Annotated in this window: 12 protein-coding genes; 6 read left to right on the forward strand and 6 right to left on the reverse strand. The window is 74.8% G+C overall.

Translation table 11 applies throughout. From position 1 onward, the window contains the following. Positions 1-2 precede the first annotated feature (2 nt). A complete protein-coding gene (locus QSK03_RS00205) occupies positions 3-1,370 on the forward strand; it encodes a pyridoxal phosphate-dependent decarboxylase family protein (protein ID WP_285647950.1) in 1,368 nt (455 codons plus the stop codon). Here the strand turns inward: QSK03_RS00205 and QSK03_RS00210 are convergent. Then, entirely contained in the window at positions 1,339-1,797 is a 459-nt protein-coding gene (locus QSK03_RS00210) for a MarR family winged helix-turn-helix transcriptional regulator (RefSeq protein ID WP_285647951.1), read from the reverse strand. The two genes, QSK03_RS00205 and QSK03_RS00210, sit on opposite strands and share 32 nt — an antisense overlap. 60 nt (positions 1,798-1,857) lie before the next feature. Here QSK03_RS00210 and QSK03_RS00215 point away from each other — a divergent pair, with 60 nt between their 5' ends. From QSK03_RS00215 to QSK03_RS00230, 4 genes are read left to right on the forward strand one after another with little or no spacing between them, the layout of a single operon-like run. Further along, the gene (locus QSK03_RS00215) at positions 1,858-2,184 is read left to right on the forward strand and encodes an antibiotic biosynthesis monooxygenase family protein (protein WP_285647952.1); all 327 of its coding nucleotides are present in this window, start codon (positions 1,858-1,860) and stop codon (positions 2,182-2,184) included. A 20-nt stretch (positions 2,185-2,204) separates the two neighbouring features. Continuing rightward, positions 2,205-2,969 carry a 5-formyltetrahydrofolate cyclo-ligase gene (locus QSK03_RS00220; RefSeq protein WP_285647953.1) on the forward strand — a complete coding sequence of 255 codons (765 nt, stop codon included), beginning with the start codon at positions 2,205-2,207 and terminating at the stop codon, positions 2,967-2,969. Between the two features lie 59 nt (positions 2,970-3,028). Beyond that, the gene (locus tag QSK03_RS00225; RefSeq protein ID WP_285647954.1) at positions 3,029-3,436 is read left to right on the forward strand and encodes a hypothetical protein; all 408 of its coding nucleotides are present in this window, start codon (positions 3,029-3,031) and stop codon (positions 3,434-3,436) included. 32 nt (positions 3,437-3,468) lie between these two features. Continuing rightward, positions 3,469-4,038 carry a Uma2 family endonuclease gene (locus QSK03_RS00230; protein ID WP_285647955.1) on the forward strand — a complete coding sequence of 190 codons (570 nt, stop codon included), beginning with the start codon at positions 3,469-3,471 and terminating at the stop codon, positions 4,036-4,038. A 3-nt stretch (positions 4,039-4,041) separates the two neighbouring features. Here the strand turns inward: QSK03_RS00230 and QSK03_RS00235 are convergent, their stop codons facing one another. The 3 genes from QSK03_RS00235 to QSK03_RS00245 all read right to left on the reverse strand — a co-directional run bounded on the left by QSK03_RS00235 (position 4,042) and on the right by QSK03_RS00245 (position 8,637). Further along, positions 4,042-6,276, reverse strand: coding sequence for a protein kinase domain-containing protein (locus QSK03_RS00235; RefSeq protein ID WP_285647956.1), 2,235 nt, complete (start codon positions 6,274-6,276; stop codon positions 4,042-4,044). Between the two features lie 70 nt (positions 6,277-6,346). Beyond that, positions 6,347-7,435: an AbrB family transcriptional regulator gene (locus QSK03_RS00240; RefSeq protein ID WP_285647957.1), complete on the reverse strand. Its 1,089-nt coding sequence runs from the start codon at positions 7,433-7,435 to the stop codon at positions 6,347-6,349. An 11-nt stretch (positions 7,436-7,446) separates the two neighbouring features. Beyond that, entirely contained in the window at positions 7,447-8,637 is a 1,191-nt protein-coding gene (locus tag QSK03_RS00245) for an MFS transporter (protein ID WP_285647958.1), read from the reverse strand. Positions 8,638-9,121: 484 nt separating this feature from the next. Here QSK03_RS00245 and QSK03_RS00250 point away from each other — a divergent pair, with 484 nt between their 5' ends. Next, positions 9,122-9,775, forward strand: coding sequence for a sigma-70 family RNA polymerase sigma factor (locus QSK03_RS00250; protein ID WP_285647959.1), 654 nt, complete (start codon positions 9,122-9,124; stop codon positions 9,773-9,775). On the opposite strand, the gene QSK03_RS00255 is transcribed toward QSK03_RS00250, so the two are convergent. Together QSK03_RS00255 and QSK03_RS00260 are read right to left on the reverse strand one after the other, a co-directional pair. Continuing rightward, entirely contained in the window at positions 9,723-10,961 is a 1,239-nt protein-coding gene (locus tag QSK03_RS00255) for an SAM-dependent methyltransferase (RefSeq protein ID WP_285647960.1), read from the reverse strand. The two genes, QSK03_RS00250 and QSK03_RS00255, sit on opposite strands and share 53 nt — an antisense overlap. Positions 10,962-10,972: 11 nt before the next feature. Then, positions 10,973-12,364, reverse strand: a complete 1,392-nt coding sequence (locus QSK03_RS00260; RefSeq protein ID WP_285647961.1) for an FAD-binding oxidoreductase — start codon at positions 12,362-12,364, stop codon at positions 10,973-10,975. Between the last annotated feature and the right edge of the window lie 52 nt (positions 12,365-12,416).

Below are 12,416 nucleotides of genomic sequence, written 5' to 3' on the forward strand. Positions count from 1 at the left end.
GGGTGTGGGACGAGCCGCTCGACGAGGCCCGGCGCTTCGCCGACCGCTGGCTCGCCGGGCTGGGGGAGCGGCCGGTCGGGCGACCCGTGGCGGACACGGCGATGCGGGCGCGGATCGACGACCGTCTGCCCGACGCCGGCGCGCCGGCCGAGTCGGTCCTCGCGGAGCTGGCGGCGGCGCTCGAGCCCGGGCTGGTGGCGAGCGCGGGGCCCCGGTACTTCGGGTTCGTCACCGGCGGGGCGCTGCCGGTCGCGCTCGGCGCGGACTGGATGGTGGCCGCCGCCGACCAGAACGTCGCGGTGCGGGTGATGTCCCCGGCCATGGCGGCGATCGAGGACGTCACGGCCGGATGGGTGCTCGACCTGCTCGGCCTGCCCGCCGAGGCCGCGGTCGGGTTCGTCACCGGTGCGCAGATGGCCACCGTGTCGGGCCTGGCCGCCGCACGCCACGCGCTGCTCGCCGCCGAGGGCTGGGACGTCGGGGCGGACGGGCTCGCGGGCGCGCCGGTGCCGACCGTCCTCGTCGGGGCGCACGCGCACGCCACGGTGCTGCAGGCCCTGCGGCTGCTCGGCTTCGGCGCGGACCGGGCGGTCCGGGTGCCGGCGGACGACCAGGGGCGGATGCGCCCGGACGTGCTGCGCGACCTGCTCGCCGCGATCGACGGGCCGGTGCTCGTCTGCGCCCAGGCCGGGCAGGTCGACACCGGGGCGTCCGACCCCCTCGACGCGGTCGCCGACGTCGTGGGGGAGCGCTCCCGCGCCTGGCTGCACGTCGACGGGGCGTTCGGGCTCTGGGCCGCGGCCGCCCCGGCGCGGCGGCACCTCGTCACCGGTGTCGAGCGGGCCGACTCGTGGGCGGTCGACGCGCACAAGTGGCTCAACGTCCCCTACGACGGCGCGATGGCGGTCGTCCGGGACCCCGCCGCGCTGGCCGCCGCGTTCTCCAGCACGGCCGCCTACATCACGATGGGCGCGGACGACCCGTCCGGCCGTGTCCCCGAGAGCTCCCGGCGCGCCCGCGCCCTGCCGGTGCACGCGGCGCTGCGCCACCTTGGGCGCTCCGGTGTCGCCGACCTGGTCGAGCGGTGCTGCGTCCTGGCCCGGCAGGCGGCCGACGAGCTCGGCCGGCACCCCGGGATCGCGATCCTCAACGACGTCGAGCTCAACCAGGTCCTGGTCGCGCCGCGCGACGTCGACGCGGGCGTGCTGGCCCGGGCGATCGCCGAGGACGGCACGTGCTGGGCCGGCACCAGCGTCTGGCACGGCCGTTCCGTCGTGCGGCTCTCGGTGTCGAACTGGTCGACGACCCCCGAGGACATCACGCGGTCGACCGCCGCGATCACGGCGCTGGTGGACCGGTTGTCGCGCTGACGTCCTCGAGGTTCGCGGCGCAGAGGGTGAGCAGCTCCGTCAGCGTCGCCACCTCGCGGGCGCTCAGGCCCGCGAGCATGCGCTCCTCGACCTCCGCCATCGTGGTCTCGGCGGCGGCGAGCCGCGCGCGTCCCACCGCGGTGAGGGTCATCGGCCGGGCCCGCCCCCGGCCCGGCTCCCCGTCCTCCACCGCCCCGGCGATCCGCAGGGGGGCGAGGACGTCGGCCACCGACTGCCGGGTGACGAAGCAGCGCCGGGCGACCTCGGCGGACGAGGCCCCGGGCTGATCCGCGAGCGCCCGCAGCGCCGCGTACTGGCTCACCGAGAGCCCGATCCCGCGCAGCGCGGCGTCGCCGGCGTGCCGCAGCGCCTGCTGCACCTGCTTGACCCGGTAGCCGGGTCGGTCGCCGACCGGGGCTTGACTCATGACAGGAACCTTACACACCATGGATTTGTTCGTCAGGAACCTGACACAAGGGAGGACATCGTGACCACGTCGACCATCGACCCCGCGACCACCGTCACCACGCTGATCAACCACTTCACCGTCGAGCCGGAGCGCCAGGCCGAGCTCGTCGCCCTGCTGGAGAAGGCGACCGAGGACGTCATCCGCCACGTCCCGGGCTTCGTGTCCGCGAACCTGCACGCGAGCCTCGACGGCACCCACGTCGTGAACTACGCGCAGTGGGAGAGCGAGGAGGCGCTCGGCGGGATGTGGGCCGACCCGGCCTGTCGCGAGCACATGGACGCGGCGCTGGCGCTCGCGACCGCGGAACCGCGGCTCTACCGGGTCGCCTCGGTGCACCACGCGTAGCGCGTCCTACGGTGGCACGCGTGGCACGGTCCCCGAGACGGCACGACGCGGACGCCGGCGGCTCGGCGGAGGTCAACGAGGCGAAGGCGGCGATCCGGCAGCGGGTGTGGGACGCGCTGAAGGACGGCGGGCTCGCGCGGTTCCCGGGCGCCCACGGCCGCATCCCGAACGTCACCGGCGCCGAGGCCGCGGCCGAGCGGCTGCGGGGGACCGAGGTCTGGCAGCGGGCGCGCACCCTCAAGTGCAACCCGGACGCCGCGCAGTGGCCGGTGCGCCAGCGCGCGCTCGAGGACGGCAAGACCGTCTACATGGCGGTGCCGCGCCTGGCCGAGGAGGCGCCGTTCTTCCTGCTCGACCCCGAGCACCTCGCCGACACGCCCCGCAAGGCCTCGTCGATCAAGGGCGCCTCCGCGTCGGGGCGCACCGTCGCCGTCGAGGACCTCGAGCCCGTCGACCTCGTCGTCACCGGCTGCGTCGCGGTCGCCGAGGACGGCGCGCGGCTGGGCAAGGGCGGCGGGTTCTCCGACCTCGAGTTCGCCGTGGCGAGCGAGGCCGGGCTCGTCGCGCCGGACACCCCGGTGGTGACGACGGTGCACGAGCAGCAGGTGGTGCCCGTCGGCGACATCCCGGTGACCGATCACGACGTGCGCCTCGACCTATTGGTCACCGCCGACCGCGTCATCACCTGCACCCGAGAGGCGCGCCACCCCGGGCGCATCGTCTGGGACGACCTCACCGAGGAGAAGATCGCGGCGATCCCGCTGCTGCGGCGCCTGCGACCCTGATCGCGGTTGCTTCTGCGAAGCGGCACCACGGCGACGGCGCTGGGCGTCACCGTGGCCGCATGACACTCTCACCCGAGTCGGCCTCGCCCCTGCTCACCGACACCGACGTGCACGAACGCGTCGAGGCGCTCGTCGGGCCCGCCGTGCGGGACCGCTGCGTCTGGTTGGTGCTCGTCGACGGTGACCGCCGCCAGGTGCCGCTGCTCATCCCGATGGAGGACGCGCCCCGACGTCCCGGCCGGGAGGCCGACGGCCTGCGGGACATGCTCGCCCACCTGACTGACCACCTCACCACCGACGCCGGCCCCGGATCGTGCGTGTTCGTCCTCGAACGCCTCGGCACGCCAGCGATCGAGCCCGCCGACGAGGAGTGGGCCGAGGCCCTCACGGCCGCCGCCGTCGGCGCCGGGTTCGGGTCGCTCGGGGTCTTCCTCAGCACGCCGGTCGATGTGCGCCGGGTGCGGTAGTCCGCTGGCCGAGGCAGGGGAGGAGCGGGACGATGGCGCTCGTGAGCAACCAGGCCTCGACCGCGGAGTACACCGTGGCCGACCTGCACGCGATGCCGGACGACGGCCGGCGCCGTGAGCTCATCGACGGGATGCTGTTCGTCACGCCGGCGCCGGGCTGGCCGCACCAGGAGATGGGGCTCGCGCTCTACCGGCTCCTGCACGCGGCGTGCCCGCCCGAGCTCCACGTCCTGGCCGCGCCGTTCGGGGTGACGACCAGCGAGGTCGACGAGGTGCAGCCCGACGTCCTCGTCGCACGGTTCGCTGATCTCACGCGGGCGAACCTGCCGGTCGCGCCGGTCATGGTCGCCGAGGTGGCCTCGCGCAGCACCCGGTTGCACGACCGGAACACCAAGAAGGCCCACTACGAGCGGTTGGGCGTCGCCTCGTACTGGCTCCTGGACCCGGACGGGGACGGCGGGCTCGACGTGCTCGAGCTCGGCGCCGACGGACGGTACGCGACGGTCGCCCGGGCCGCGGGCGACGGGATCCTCGAGGTGCACCGCCCGTTCCCGGCTGCCGTGTCGCCGGCAGCCCTCCTGGCCGGCCTCCGTCGGCCCTGACGGTCAGCCCGCGATCCGCAGCACCGCGAGCCGGGACTCGTCGAGGCACGACACCCGGACCGTCGCGCTGTCGGGCGGCACCACCACGACGCTCGTGGGGGAGGAGCACACGGGCAGGGTGGCCGTAGCGGCGTCGGTGCCCGTGTCGATCACCGAGACCGTCCCGTCCCGCACGTTCGCAGTGTAGAGGTGGCGGCCGTCGGCGGCGTAGGAGACGAACTGGGGGCCGCGGCCGACGGGCACGGTCGCGGCCACGCGGTTCGAGGCCGTGTCGATGAACGAGATCGAGGCGCCGTCGTAGTTCGCGACGGCGACGCGGCGGCCGTCGGGGGACACCGCCAGCGCGTGGGGGCTCACGCCCACCGGCACGGTCGTGATCACCGACGCCGTCGCCGTGTCCATCACCGAGACCACGTTCGACTCGTGGTTGGCCACATAAGCGCGCGCGCCGTTGAAGGCGATGTAGTGCGGGTTCGGGGCCACCGGGATGCGCCGGGTGACGGTGTTCGTGGCGGTGTCGAGCAGGTCGATCGCCCCGTCGTCGTGGCTGGGCACCCAGACCGTGCGCTGGTCCGGCGCCATGGCCAGCGCGTAGGGGCGGCGGTCGACCGGGACCGTGGCGACGACGGTCCGGGTGCGGGTGTCGACGACGTGCACGACATTGACCGCGTCCTCGTCGGTGTACGCGCTGACGTAGGCCCGCGAGCCGTCGGCGGCGAACGTGATGAACCGCGGCGGCGCGTCCGGCACCGGGATCGTCGCGACGGGTGCCCCGGTCGCGAGGTCGAGGACGGTGAGCACCCGCGGGTCGCGGTTGACGACCCACCCCTCGCGGGCGCCCGGCGCGACCGCGAACGTCCCGGGGGTCGGCGGCGTCGGCACCGAGCCGACCACCGCGGGCGTCGCCACGCTCGCCGCCGGCGTGACGGGTGCGTGGTCGTGCACGTGCCCGCTGGGGGCGGCCGCCGGGGTGACGCCGCCGGTCAGCGACACGATCACCCCCGCGATCACGACCACCACCAGGACCGCGGCCACGACGAGGAGGGGGACGCGGTGACCGGGGTCGGTGAACCAGGCCCGTGCCCGGCCCGCACCGCCCGACGGCGGCGGCGGGGGCGGCACCGGTGGCGGGGGTGGCGCGGGTGTCGGCGGGCCGATCGCGTGCGGCTCGGTCGGGCCGTCGACGGGCGGCGGCGGGCCGGCCGGCGCAGACGGCGCGACGGGCTCTGCGACGCCCGCAGGAACGCCGGCGGCAACGCCGGCAGCAACGCCCGCAGCGGGCTCGGGGGCGCGCTCCGCGGCGGGGGAGTCGTCGGGGGAGCCGGGTGTGCCGCCGCCCGGCTCGTCGACCGTCTCCGGCTTCGTCCGGCGCGGCGGCGTCGCGACGGGGCGCGGGGCCGGACGGGTGGCCGAGGCGTCGCCGAGGGCCCGGTACGCCGCTTCGCCCAGGGCGCCCGCGGTGGCGTAGCGCGCGTCGGGGTCCTTCGCCATGCCCGTCGCGACGACCTCGTCGAGGGCCGCCGGGACGTCGGGGGACAGGGCGCTCGGTACGGGCGGGTCGGTGTGCACGTGCGCGAACATGAGGGCCGGGACCTCGGAGCCCTCGAACGGCGTCCGCGCGGTGAGGCACTGGTAGAGCAGGCACGCGAGGGCGTAGACGTCGACGCGGCGGTCGATGGCGCCGTTGGTGAACCGCTCCGGCGCCATGTAGTCGAGCGTGCCGACCGTCGACCCCGTCAGCGTCAGCCCGAACTGCGTCTGGCCGACGGCGTGGGCGATGCCGAAGTCGACGACGTAGACGAAGTCGCGGGAGGTCACGAGGACGTTGGAGGGCTTCACGTCGCGGTGGATGAGCCCGTCGGCGTGGGCCGAGTCGAGGGCGTCGGCGGCCTGGCCGACGAGGTGCACCGCCCGGGCGGGGTCGAGCGGGCCCTCGTCGCGCAGCAGCGTGGCGATCGAGGTGCCGCTGTCGACCAGGCGCATGTCGATGTAGAGGCGCTGGTCGATCTCGCCGAAGTCGTGGATCGGGATGATGTGCGGGTCGCGCAGGCGGGCCACCACCCGCGACTCGCGCCGGAACCGCTCCTGGAACTCGGTGTGCCCGCTGAACAGCGGGGGGAGCAGCTTGAGCGCGACGACGCGGTCGCGCTCGGTGTCGACGGCCTCGTAGACGTCGCCCATGCCGCCGGAGCCGATCAGCCGTCCCAGGCGGTATCGACCGAACTCCTCGCCCTGCACCGCGCCCCCCTCCGGCCCGTGCGCATCGTAGGAGATCGAGTACGACGGTGGGCGTGATCCGGCGGACGAATCAGGCGGGCGGCGTGCCCGCCGTCCGGCGCCCGACGACCCGGGCCAGCAGGGGAGCGACGATCAGCATCAGCAGGACGCGCAGCACCTGGACGGCGACGACCGACGTCACGTCGACGCCCGAGGAGATCGCGGTGGCGAGCACGGCGTAGACGCCGCCGGGCGTCGTCGCGAGGTAGCCCTCGAGCGGCGTCATGCCGGTCGCCCACGACAGCACCAGCCCGAGACCCGCGCAGACGGCGATCACCGCGAGGATCAGCGCCGTCGCGAGCGGCAGCACGCGCAGCACGGTGGCGAGCGCCCGGCGGGTGAACCGCAGCCCCGCCTGCCACCCGATGACGGCGTAGGCGACGTCGACGAGCAGGCTCGGCACGCTCACCCCGACGAGCACGCCCGACAGGCTCAGGGCGGCCGCCAGGACCATCGGCCCGAGCAGCGCGCCGGCGGGCACGTGCAGCCGGCGGGCGATCGGGATGCCGACGATCGAGCAGCCCGCCACCACGAGCAGCCCGACCCACCACGGTGCCGTCCCGCCCGTGTCGGTCGCACCTCCGGCGCCGCCCGCGCCGACGTGCCCGGCGCCGTACCCGACGACGGCGACCACCGGCATCGTGGCGGTCACCAGGCCGACCCGCAGGTACTGCACGACGGAGACCACGCGCTCGTCCCCGCCGAGCTCGCGGCTGATCGCCACGAGACCGGAGGCGCCGCCGGCGGTCTGCGCGAGCATGCCGGTCAGCGGGCTGACGCCGCGCTGCAGGCCCATCGCCAGCCCGGCGCCCATGCTCGCGACGAGGGTGGCGACGCTGATGGCCAGCACGGGCAGCCAGTCGGCGGCCACCGCGCCGAGCGTCTCCGGGCGCGCGAGCAGCCCGATGACGACGCCGATGACGGCCTGGGCGCCGGCCGTGGCGCGCTTGTCCACGGCGACCGGGCCGAGCCCGGCGAGCGCCAGCGCCGTCGCGACCGCCAGCCCGGCGAACAGCGCCGCCGACGGCACGGACAGCGCGGCGAGCCCGACGGTGGCCGCGGCGGTGAGCACCGCCAGCAGCGCCCAGCGCGCCGGCGCGCCCGGGGTGCGGTCCGACATCGTTGGCAAGCCTAAGCGTCGACGGGCGGTCCGTCGTGGCCCGCCGACGGCGTCACAGCCGGGGTGCGGCGGCCGGGGAGGAACGCGGCGAGCACGAGACCCGGGACGGCGAGGACGGCGATGGCGAGCAGCCCGGCGACGGGCACGTCGATGAGGGGCTCGATCGCCGCCACGAGCACCACGCCGCCCAGGTTGCCGGCCAGGAGGAGCAGGGCGGTCGCGGTGGCCGCGTCGCCGGCGCCGACGCGCTGCTCGGACCAGTCGAGGGCCACCGGCAGCCCCGCCAGCAGGAAGAACCCGGCGACGGCGAGCAGGACGGCGGTGACGGCGAGGCCTGGCCCGAGGGCGATCACCGCGAACGCGACGACGAGCGCGGCGGGGGTGACGACCAGCGCGGCGCGGCGGCGGTCGTGGCGGGCGGCGAGCCCCGGGACGATCGCCGCACCGGCGATGCCGGTGACGGTCATGAGCGCGATGAGCGGCCCGCCGGCGTCGGGCAGGCCGAGGCCGGCGAGGAGCACGTCGAGCCAGGTGGCCGTGGCGTTGAAGATCCCGACACCGACGAAGAGCAGCCCGGCGAGCAGCCAGAGGACGCGGTCACGGGGGAGCGCGCGGCGGCCCTCGGTCCCGTCGGCGAACGCGGCCGGCACCCGCAGCGCGAGCAGGGTGGCCAGGGCGCCCACCAGGCTCACCGCCGCGCCCACGACCAGCAGCGCGCCCACGCCGCCGGCGGCCACCACGGGCGCCCCGGACAGCGCGGCGACCAGGATGCCGACGAACTGCCCGGCGCTGCCCACCGAGATCGCCGTGGTGCGCTCGCCGGGCGGGAACCACCGGGCAGCGACCTTCGTCGTCGCGTTGAGCACCAGCGGCTGGCCGCACGACATCACGACCTGCCCGGCCAGCACCCAGCCGTAGGAGCCCGGGTCGACGAGGCGCAGCAGCGCGCCGCCCGCGGTCAGCACCGCGCCGAGGGCCAGCGCCGGGCCGAACCGTCTGTCGGCCCGCCGGCCGGCCGGGAGCGCGAGCAGGACGTAGACGAGGGGATTGACGGCGGCGAGGTTGCCGACGGCGCCGTCGGAGACCATCAGTGCCCGGCCGACCTCGGACGTCACCGGGGCGAAGCCGAGCCACAGCAGCTGCGTCGACGCGACGAGCAGCGTGAACGCCGCGAGCACCGCCCAGCGGCTGCGTGTCACCACGGCATCTCCACGGCACGGACGCTAGGGGCGGGGGTCCTCCTGACAAAGTGACATAATGTCGATTATCGGATCGCGCGGGCGGTCCGCCGGGGCGGGCCGGAGCACATCGTGCGCGGTGGCGTTTCCTCTCACTCAACGCCTGCCCGCGGTCCGGCCCTCCCGCTCTGCTCCACGTGAGTGAGCGAGATCCGCTCGGCGGCCGCAGGCGACCGGTGAACGGCGTACGCAGGGTGCATCGTGTCCGTCCGAACGGCCGCTGAGCGGCCCGTCGGCCCGCCGACCGCGCGCCTCCTTCCCACGGGCCACCTGATCGAGCACGGTGGGATCACGACCGGGTCGCGTATCGAACCGTCTCTGTTCGGAGCGTGATCGACCGGTCACTGACAGTGGACGTGCTCGGTCCCCGACCGGGCACACCGTGGGGGGACGAGGTGTCAGGACGCAACGCGGTGGGGGCGCCGCGGGCCCGGCGTGGAGATCACCGGTGACCGAGGAGTCCGACGAGATCGACCGGCTGGTCGCCGCGGTGGTGGCCGGCGACCGGCGCGCGCTGAACCAGCTCCTGGTGATCCTGCGCCCGCTGGTCGTGCGCTACTGCCGGTCCCGGCTGGGCACCGAGCGCGGCGGCGTGGCGGCCGACGACGTCGCCCAGGAGGTCTGCCTGGCCGTCCTCAAGTCCCTGCCGACCTACACCGACCAGGGCAAGCCCTTCCTGGCGTTCGTCTACGGCATCGCGGCGCACAAGGTCGTCGACGCGCACCGCCACGCCGGCCGCGACCGCTCCGAGCCCACCGACGACGTCCCCGAAGGGTTCGCCGACGCGATCGGCCCCGAGCAGGCCGCGCTGGAGATGTCGGCCAGCGAGGAGATGCGCGCCCTGCTCGAGCAGCTGCCGCCCAAGCAGCGCGAGATCCTCGTGCTGCGCGTGGTCGTCGGCCTCTCGGCCGAGGAGACCGCCCTCGCGGTCGGCTCGACGCCCGGTGCGGTGCGGGTCGCCCAGCACCGGGCGGTCGCCAAGCTGCGGGGCGTGCTGGGCGAGCCGGAGGTGCCGCCCGGCCCGGACGACACCCCGGCCCGGGGTTTCCTCAGTACGCGGGCCGCAGCGGGAACCCGGACCGCGCGGAGGGGCCGAGCTTGACCCCCAGCACCTGGTGGAGCTGGATGTTGTTGAGGTCGAACCCCACCTGGCACGCGGGCATGTAGAGCCGCCAGACGCGGGCCCGCCCCTCCCCGGCCTCGGAGACGCACTCGTCCCAGTTCGCGTCGAGGTTCGCCGACCAGCCCGCGAGCGTCTTGGCGTAGTGCTCGCGCAGGTTCTCCTCGTGGCGGATCTCGAAGCCCGCCGCGTTCATCCGCGACATCAGCCAGCCGATCGGCAGGAGCTCGCCGTCCGGGAAGACGTACCGGTTGATGAACGGGTCGGCGCCGGCGCGGTGGTGGGCGTCCGGGCGCGTGATGCAGTGGTTGAGCATCCGGCCACCCGGGCGCAGCTTGCCGTAGAGGAAGCGGAAGTAGCCTCCGATGTTGCGCCGGCCGATGTGCTCGGTCAGACCGATCGAGCTGACGGCGTCGAAGCCTGTCTCGGTGACGTCCCGGTAGTCCCCGTGACGGATCTCGACGAGGTCGCCGAGGCCGCGGCGCGCGACCTCCTTCTGCGCCCAGGTCGCCTGATCGCGCGAGAGCGTGACCCCGAGCGCCTGCACCCCGTGGTGCTCGGCGGCGTGCATCGCCATCTGGCCCCAGCCGCAGCCGACGTCCAGCAGCCGCATCCCCGGCTCCAGGTGCAGCTTCTCGGCGACCAGCGCGTGCTTCGTGAACTGGGCCTCCTCCAGGGTCGCGCCCTCGGAGGGGTACACCGCGCAGGTGTAGGCCATCGACGGGCCCAGCACCATCTCGTAGAAGCGGTTCGAGACGTCGTAGTGGTGCTCGATCGCCGACGAGTCGCGCTCCTTGGAGTGGCGCCGGCCGTGCTGGCGGTGCTCCTCGGGCGGCGGCGCGACCCGGTGCTTGAACCGCAGCGGCGCGAGACGCGCCGCGGTGCTGACCAGCGTCGCGGGCGAGACGTCGGAGACGGTCAGCTCGCCCATCGCCGAGAGCGCCTCGTAGAGGTCGCCCTCGACGTCGAGGTGGCCGGACACGAACGCCCGCGCCAGCCCCAGCGTGTTCGGGGCGCCGGCCAGATAGGCCAGCGCCGTCTCGCTCCGGATGTCGACGGTGGCCACGGGCTGCACTCCCGTCGGCGACGACGAGCTCCCGTCGTACGCGCGGATGGCGACGGGGGCCTGCTCCCCCAGCACCGGCCGGAACATCTCAGCGACCTGCACGGCGATCCTCCCTAACCCGTCACGGTCTTGGTGTAGAGGTCGGGGAGGCGGCCGTCCGGGTCGTAGCGGGCCTTGAGCTCGCCGTATGTCGCTCCCCCGTACAGCGCGTCGAACTCCTCGCGCGGGTAGCTGGACGTCGAGTACAGCGACTTGTGTCCACCCATGCCGAGGAGAACCTGCTCGATGCGCCGGTTGTGGTGGTCCGGCGCCTGGCCCGGGGCGAGCTCGGCGTCCGACCAGAACCCGACGTTCACGTACGTGAGGTCGGGGTCCAAGGGATACAGCGGCCATGTCGACGGTCGCTGTGTCTGCGCAGCTCCGCTCCGCTCCGTGCGTCGTTGCCGCAGCGGGCACAGCCAGACCGGGCTGATCCCGATCTCGTCGTGGAAGAACGCGAGGAACTCCGGCAGCCGGTCCACCGGCACCTCGACGTCCTGGATGATCGGCTCGACGCCGGCGGCCCCGCCGCGGCGCGCCACCGACTGCGAGAGCCCGACGCGGCGGTCGAGCGCCACGAGCCGGCGGTAGACGTCCGAGCGCCGGTACCGCGCGGGCCACAGGCGGCGCACCACCGGGTGCTGGACGCCGAGGGCCCGCGAGCACCAGAACCAGTCGGTGTCCCAGCGCCACAGGTAGTCGTGGATCGTCAGGTAGTCGCCGTCCCGCTGCTGGATCGACCGGTAGTAGATGCCCTGGCCGGTGTAGTCGGACAGGTACGGCGCCGTGTCGACCATCTCGCCGACCGTCATGTAGTGCTCGTCCGCGCCGAACACGACGCCGTCGAGGAAGTCGACCCGCTCACCCGCCCAGCTCCGCGACGTCGAGACCTCGGCGAACGCCTTCGCGACGTCGTCGGCGTCGTCGAAGCGGACGTGGCGCAGCCGCACGAACGGCCGGACCGGCGCCAGCTCGATGCGCAGGCGCAGCGCGTAGCCCAGCGTCCCGTAGGAGTTGGGCAGCCCGGCGAGCAGGTCGGGGTGCTCCCGCGTGGACAGCACCTCGCCTGTGCCGGTGAGCACGTCGGCCTCGACGACCGACTCGTGCGGCAGACCGTCGCGGAACGACGACGACTCGATGCCGAGCCCGACGACCGCGCCGCCCAGGGTGATCGTCTTGAGCTGCGGGACCACGAGCGGCATCAGGCCGTGCGGCAGCGTGGCCGCCACCAGGTCCTCGTACGTGGTCATCCCGCCGACGTCGGCGGTGCGGGCCACCGGGTCGACGGACAGGACGTGGTCGAGCCCGTCGACGGCGAGACCGCCCGCGCCGCCGCGGAAGCGGAAGAGGTTGGAGGTCTTCTTGCGCAGCCGCACCGGCGCGTCCGCCGGGAGTGCGGCGAGGCCCCGCCGCACCGCGTCCACCGCCTGGCGGTGCTCGGTCTCGGCGTCAACCGCGACGCTCATCCGCGTGCCTCCTCCCGGTTCTGGCCGCAGCGTATGCCTGCGGTGAGCCGGG

The organism is Actinomycetospora sp. NBRC 106375, from assembly GCF_030269665.1.
In the GTDB taxonomy this organism is placed as follows: Bacteria; Actinomycetota; Actinomycetes; order Mycobacteriales; family Pseudonocardiaceae; genus Actinomycetospora.

Excerpts from the sequence above, each read along its gene's own strand:
- QSK03_RS00210 (WP_285647951.1), bottom strand. The coding sequence starts at position 1,797 with ATGAGTCAAGCCCCGGTCGGCGACCGACCCGGCTACCGGGTCAAGCAG.
- QSK03_RS00230 (WP_285647955.1), top strand. The coding sequence starts at position 3,469 with ATGGCGCTCGTGAGCAACCAGGCCTCGACCGCGGAGTACACCGTGGCC.
- QSK03_RS00240 (WP_285647957.1), bottom strand. The coding sequence starts at position 7,435 with ATGTCGGACCGCACCCCGGGCGCGCCGGCGCGCTGGGCGCTGCTGGCG.
- QSK03_RS00260 (WP_285647961.1), bottom strand. The coding sequence starts at position 12,364 with ATGAGCGTCGCGGTTGACGCCGAGACCGAGCACCGCCAGGCGGTGGAC.
- QSK03_RS00225 (WP_285647954.1), top strand. The coding sequence starts at position 3,029 with ATGACACTCTCACCCGAGTCGGCCTCGCCCCTGCTCACCGACACCGAC.